Source organism: Gemmatimonadota bacterium (assembly GCA_016209965.1).
Classification (GTDB): Bacteria; Gemmatimonadota; Gemmatimonadetes; order Longimicrobiales; family RSA9; genus JACQVE01.
In genome coordinates this window covers 1-5,865 of record JACQVE010000081.1, presented here as the reverse complement: position 1 = coordinate 5,865, position 5,865 = coordinate 1, and the positions used below count along the sequence as shown (strand labels likewise).

The window sequence follows — 5,865 nt, the reverse complement described above, 5'->3', positions numbered from 1 at the left end:
CGGAACTTCTTGAGCGCCCAGTCCAGCCGGTCATCCTCGCCGATGATGACTTCCACCATAGGCCCCCCTGCTCCCGCGATAGTGCCCCAAGCTAATGCGCGGCCACCCGGCTGTCCAACACCGCGCCCATGCCCGCGCCCACCGCAGCCACGGGCGCCGGCAGCAGGTGACCAATGGCATTGGCGTAGTATTCGAGCAGCTCCAGCTCCGACTCGCGCGCAACGTAGAGGCCGTCCTGCTCGTCCACCAGGTGCCGTAGGGTGAGCAGGCGCAGTCCCACGGTGAGCGCGTAATCGCGGTCCCGGCGCGGCACGTAAACGTGGCGCCCGGCTGCCTCCAGCTCCGCGATCAGCTCCTGCACCCGCGCCTTGAGCTCCAGCTCGCTCAGCCGCAGCGGCTGGCTGCGCAGGAATACCGTGGCCACCAGCGACACCGGGAGCACCGGGATCACCGCTGCTACCGCCGCCATCAGCTCGCGCCCCAGCTCCGCCACCAGCGGGAACCGCTCCTCCTTGCCCAGCCGCCGGAAGTCCAGCCCGCGGGCCGCGCAGTACGCCCGCATGGAGAGGGGCGAGCCGAAGTTGACGCAGGCGTAGCCGAAGCGGTGCCAGCGGCTGCGCAGCGCCAGCCAGAGGTTGCGCAGCAGGAAGCGCAAGGTGTAGGCGACGGCGCGCAGCCGCTCGCCCTGGCGCCGCCCCAGCCGCGCCTCGCGCAGCAGCGTGCGGTCCTCGAGGGTGCGGTCGTAGTTCAGGCCTACGGGCACGAACACCAGGTCGCGCGGGCCCTGCGGGTCGAAGGCCCGGAGCAGGTAATCCAGCAGCCCCAGCTTGGGCTCGCGCAGCCGCCCGTCCCGACTCAGTCCGCCCTCCGGATACAGCGCCTGCGTGACCCCCGCCGTCGTGGCCAGGTAGATGTAGCGCTCGAGCACCCGGCGGTAGAGGTCCTCGCCGCAGTTGCGCCGGATGAAGTAGGCGCCCAGACTGCGCACCAGCGTCTGCAGCGGCCAGATGCGCGCCCACTCGCCCACCGCATAGCTCAGCGCCGCACGCTTCGCCGCCAGGTAAGCCACCAGGATGTAGTCCACGTTGCTGCGGTGGTTCATCACGAACACCACCGTGGCGCCGCGCTCGATGCCAGCCAGCCCCGCCTCGTCCGAGTAGCCCAGGCGCACGCGGTACAGCAGCCGGGCGACGCGCCGGGCCAGCCAGTAGCCGACCCGGAAATACAGGTAGGGGTTGAACGCGGGCACGATCTCGCGCGCGTAGCGCTCGACCTGCTGCATGACCACCTCGCGCGGCAGCCCGTGCTCCCGGGCGTGCACCGCGACCGACTCCTGCACCCTGGCGTCGTAGAGAAGCTGCTCGACCAGCACCTCCCGCCGCGTCAGCCGGAAGGCCGGGATCTCGATGCGCAACCGCGTGTTGACCTCGTCGATCAAGCGGTTGGTCTGCTGGCGCAGGAACCAGCGCACACTGGGCACGAGCAGCCGGTCGAGCAGCGCCCAGCCAGCCAGCAGCAGGAGCAGAAGCAGGAGCCAGAGCGGCAGGGCTACGGTCGCGAACACGAAATCTCCATGTCATCCCAATCCGAGCAGGGCGGGCCAGTCGTACAGCGCGGCGCAGGGCTCAGCGCAGCACCGTCTCCAGGAACTCGACGGCGTCGCGCAACTCGACGGGGTCGATCCAGTGGCCGATCGGGTAGTCCCGGGCCTCGAGCTGCGCGCCCGCCGCCGCCAGCGTCGCCCGGCCGGCTTGCGCCAGCTCGAAGGGGATCGCCGGGTCCCGGGTACCATGGCCCCAGAAGAAGGACGTCCCCACTACCGTGTCCGGCGCGACCCGCACGCGCGGGTGATCGGGGAGGAATCCGCTGAAGTTAAGGACGGCAGCCACGGCGCCCGGCCGGCGCAGCGCGTACGCCAGGCTCATGGTCCCGCCCTGCGAGAAGCCCCCCAGCACCAGCCGTCCGGGGCCCACCGGGAATTGAGAGGCAACGGTATCCAGCCACGCGCCCAGCGCCTGCTGGCTCGACTCGAAGCTCTCCGGCTCCGGCCGGCACCTACCCCAGGGGCGCGAGTGCGGGCTCGATCTCCTCGCGCCGCGGCTCCAGCCAGACGGGCAGCTTGAGCAAGCGCCCCAGCGCCGCCGCATCCTCGTCCACGGTGAAGCCCGGGCCATCGGTCGCGATCTCGAGCAGCAACCCGTCAGGCGCGCGGAAGTAGATGCTCCGGAAATAGCTGCGCTCCATAACGGGCGAGACATCCACCCCCAACCCGAGCAGATGCTCCCGCCACCCAAGCTGCTGCTCCGGGGCCGCCGCACGGAAGGCGATGTGGTGCGCCTGCCCCACGCCCAGCCGCGCATAGTGCCGGGAACCCGGCCAGCCGAACAGCGTCAAGCTGCTGTGCGGCGCGACGGACCGGCCGTCATAGCTGGCCCAGAAGTAATGCGGCGTGGCCGGATCATCCTGGTTCACGCTGCGCTTCACCAGCCGCAGCCCCAGCGCCGCCTCCAGGAACTCGCCTGCGCGCTCGATGTCGTCCGTGATCCCGGTGATGTGGTGGATCCCCTCGAGCGCCATATCCTCGCCGATCGCGGCTACCGGCCCCGGGTGGCTCAGCCGCCGGATTGCCTCCTCGTCCCTGCCGCCCCGGAGCTGCTCCGGCCTGGGCATGACCAGCTCCCGGCCCAGCGCGTCTGCAGGCTCATCCAGTGCGTATCCCGGCCCACGCGTGGCGATTTCCAGGATATGCCCGTCCGGATCCGTGAAGTAGATGCTCCGGAACCACCCCCGGTCATACGGCCCCGAAACCGGCACGCCCCGGTCCATCAGCCAGCGCTTCCACTTGAGCTGCGCTTCCGGCGTGGCCACGCCCAGGGCCAGGTGGTGGACGCCGCCCACGCCCCAGCCGCCCCGGCGCGCGTCGCGCCACTCGAAGAAGGTGACAATCGTGCCCGGCGCCCCTGTGGCATCGCCGAAGTAGAGGTGATAGGAGCCCGGATCATCGAAGTTCACTGTGCGCTTGACCAGCCCCAGTCCCAGGGTGTCCCGGTAGAACTCGAGGGTGCGCGGGGCATTTCCCGAGACCATCGTGATATGGTGGAACCCGGCGGTCTTGAACTCCATCTCCGGACTCCCTGGCTCACAAGAGCTGGTAACGTACACGTGCACGTACTCCTGACTCGTGCACGTGCGCGCCCGTTGCTGTGACCACCCCTGACCACCCCTGGGCTGGCGGCGGGGCTCCCCTATTCACTGATCTCAGGGAGGTATCCTCCCGCTTCCTCAGAATACCCCGCAGCAGCTAAAATGCCAGCCTGAGCCTGCAACCGGAGCTGCTGGGGTGAACGCCTGACCACTCATGCACCGTCTCCTCCTCCTCCTCGCCACCAGCAGCTACCGCGCTGAAGCGTTCCTGTCCGCTGCCGCACGCCTGGGCGTGGAGGTCGCGGTCGGCTCGGAGGAGCGCCAGGCGCTGGCGGCGTTCACTACCGGCGCTTCGCTGACCCTGGACTTCGCCGATGTCGAGGGCTCGACGCGCGCGATCGTGGACTTCGCCCGCAGCTATCCTCTGGATGCGGTGATCGCCGCCGAGGACGACGGCGCCGTGCTGGCCGCGGCGGCCGCCGCGGCCCTGGGCCTCCAGCACAACCCGCCCCAGGCCGTGCGTGCCGCCCGGCACAAGCACACCATGCGCCAGGCGCTGAGCCGTGCCGGCATTCCGGGTCCGGATTTCTGGCTGCTCCCCGTAGACATGGACCCCGAGGACGCCGCCCAGCGCATCAGCTTCCCCTGCGTGCTTAAGCCCGTGTTCCTGTCCGCCAGCCGCGGCGTCATCCGTGCCGATGACCCCGCCGCCTTCACGGCCGCGTTCCGGCGCGTCGCCGCTCTGCTGGCGCAGCCCGACGTCACCCGCCGCGGCGGCGACCTGGCCGGGAAGATCCTGGTCGAGAGTTACCTGCCCGGCCTCGAGCTGGCCCTGGAAGGGCTGCTCGCCCGCGGCGAGCTCCGCGTCCTGGCGCTGTTCGACAAGCCCGATCCTCTGGAGGGGCCGTTCTTCGAGGAGACCTTCTACATCACGCCCTCCCGCCTGCCTGCCAAAGTCCAGGCGACCCTCGCCGACTCCACCGCGCGCAGCGCGGCGGCGCTGGGACTGCGCGACGGTCCCGTGCACGCCGAGCTGCGCTACAACGCCGCCGGTGTCTGGCCGCTCGAGCTGGCGCCCCGCTCCATCGGCGGACTCTGCTCGCGCGTGCTCCGCTCCTCCACTGGCGCCTCGCTCGAGGAGCTGCTGCTGGCCCACGCCCTGGGACGGCCCACGCACACCTGGCAACGCGAGGAGCGCGCGGCGGGCGTGCTTATGATCCCGATCCCCAGGGCCGGCACCCTGCGCGCCATGCGCGGCCTGGAAGCGGCGCGCGCCGTGCCCGGCGTGGAAAACGTTGTGCCCGCCATCAACCCCGGTCAGCGGGTGGTGCCCTTGCCAGAGGGGAACCGCTATCTCGGGTTCGTCTTCGCGCGCGCGGATACGCCGGCGGAGGTGGAAGCCGCGCTGCGCCAGGCGCACCGCCGGCTGGAGGTGATCATCGAATGAGGACCATGTTTCCATCTTCCAGGCTGGTCGATCCCAGGGCCGGCCCTGGCCTCGGTCCCGGAGCGGCAAAGGCAAGCGGGCCCGCAGGACAGGATTCCCGGCCCACAAGAAAGATGGGAAACTGGTCCGATAAGGGCGGCGCGGGAAGCCGGTCCGGCGCGGCGGCTGGGCGCGAGCGGCGCGGCTGGCGAGGGTAAGGCTCCAGCTACTTGGCTGTGGCGAAGTACGGGTTGCTGCCGGCCAGGTGGTCGGTCACGTCCTGGATGGCCACGATCTCGGGCACAGCCTGCTTGATCATGCGCTCGACGCCCTGCGAGAGCGTGACCCGGGCCATGCCGCACCCCTGGCAGCCGCCGCTCATCTGCAGGTAGACCACGTTCTCGCGGACGTCCACCAGCGCAATCCGCCCGCCGTGGGCGGCGATGGCAGGATTGATCTGGCGCTCGATCACCTCCTGCACCCGCTCCGCCAGCGGCCCCGCTGGAGGCCCGCCAGCTAGGAGCTGCGTGTTTGCGGCGCGGACCTCGAACCCGCTTTCCAGCTCCCGCTGGACATAGTCGACAGTCGCGCCCTGCAGCCGGCCGGCGGACTCGAGGTCTACCAGAACCTTGAAGCCGAAGCCATCGACCACGACGTCGTCAGGCGACTCCTCCGCCTCATCCACCAGCGACAGCTCATACTCCGGCGCCAGGGGGCTGCAACCGGGCGCTACGGCTACCCGCAGCGCGGGGTGTTCCGTATAGCCTTCCCGCATGAGCGCCAGGATCGTCTCTCTGGCCGCGTCCGTAAACGTGAGCATCCCTTACCTCCTGGAGGCTGCCATGCCAAATTGGGGCATACGCCCCGGCACGGCAAGCGGTCCCTGCAGCGGATGCACCGGAAAGGAGATGCCCCAGGGCTCAGGTCACGGACCCGGTGTGCGGCATGAGGGTGGCCCAGGAGGACGCGGTGGCTGCGGCGGAATACGGTGGCCGGACATATTACTTCTGCAGTCAGGAGTGCCGGCAGGAATTCGAGGCTCACCCCCAGGACGACGCGGAGGATTGAGTGGCTCCGCTTGCTGGCGCGCTAACCGTCTTCCTGGGAGCGGCCGGCGCATGGCTGGTCCTCCGCTGGCTGGGCGACGCGCTGAACCCGCCGGGGTGGACCGCGCCGGAGCGCGTCCCCTTCGCCGGGGGCAAGCCGCCACGCGTCCACGCCTGGAGCCGCTTCCACGTCCGCTATTACGCCATGGCCCTCCTCTTCCTCGCCTTCGACATGGAAATGGTCTACAT

General features: G+C 70.1%; 7 protein-coding genes. 3 read left to right on the top strand and 4 right to left on the bottom strand.

What is annotated here, in order from left to right; genetic code table 11:
• Positions 1 to 91: 91 nt before the first annotated feature.
• The 3 genes from HY703_03435 to HY703_03425 all read right to left on the bottom strand — a co-directional run bounded on the left by HY703_03435 (position 92) and on the right by HY703_03425 (position 3,123).
• Positions 92 to 1,564, bottom strand: a complete 1,473-nt coding sequence (locus HY703_03435) for a 1-acyl-sn-glycerol-3-phosphate acyltransferase (protein ID MBI4544228.1) — start codon at positions 1,562 to 1,564, stop codon at positions 92 to 94.
• Between the two features lie 61 nt (positions 1,565 to 1,625).
• The gene (locus HY703_03430) at positions 1,626 to 2,147 is read right to left on the bottom strand and encodes a dienelactone hydrolase family protein (GenBank protein MBI4544227.1); all 522 of its coding nucleotides are present in this window, start codon (positions 2,145 to 2,147) and stop codon (positions 1,626 to 1,628) included.
• Positions 2,056 to 3,123: a VOC family protein gene (locus HY703_03425; GenBank protein MBI4544226.1), complete on the bottom strand. Its 1,068-nt coding sequence runs from the start codon at positions 3,121 to 3,123 to the stop codon at positions 2,056 to 2,058. The genes HY703_03430 and HY703_03425 overlap by 92 nt, the downstream gene beginning before the upstream one ends.
• A 235-nt stretch (positions 3,124 to 3,358) precedes the next feature.
• Between HY703_03425 and HY703_03420 the strand changes: the two genes are divergently transcribed.
• On the top strand, positions 3,359 to 4,591 hold the full coding sequence (locus HY703_03420) for an ATP-grasp domain-containing protein (GenBank protein MBI4544225.1): 1,233 nt from the start codon (positions 3,359 to 3,361) through the stop codon (positions 4,589 to 4,591).
• 205 nt (positions 4,592 to 4,796) lie between these two features.
• Here HY703_03420 and HY703_03415 read toward each other — a convergent pair whose 3' ends face one another.
• Positions 4,797 to 5,390, bottom strand: coding sequence for a NifU family protein (locus tag HY703_03415; protein MBI4544224.1), 594 nt, complete (start codon positions 5,388 to 5,390; stop codon positions 4,797 to 4,799).
• A 125-nt stretch (positions 5,391 to 5,515) separates the two neighbouring features.
• Here HY703_03415 and HY703_03410 point away from each other — a divergent pair, with 125 nt between their 5' ends.
• Together HY703_03410 and HY703_03405 are read left to right on the top strand one after the other, a co-directional pair.
• The gene (locus HY703_03410; GenBank protein MBI4544223.1) at positions 5,516 to 5,638 is read left to right on the top strand and encodes a YHS domain-containing protein; all 123 of its coding nucleotides are present in this window, start codon (positions 5,516 to 5,518) and stop codon (positions 5,636 to 5,638) included.
• Positions 5,639 to 5,865 (top strand): NADH-quinone oxidoreductase subunit A (locus HY703_03405; protein ID MBI4544222.1); only part of this gene is annotated, 227 nt, incomplete at its 3' end. It lies immediately after the preceding gene.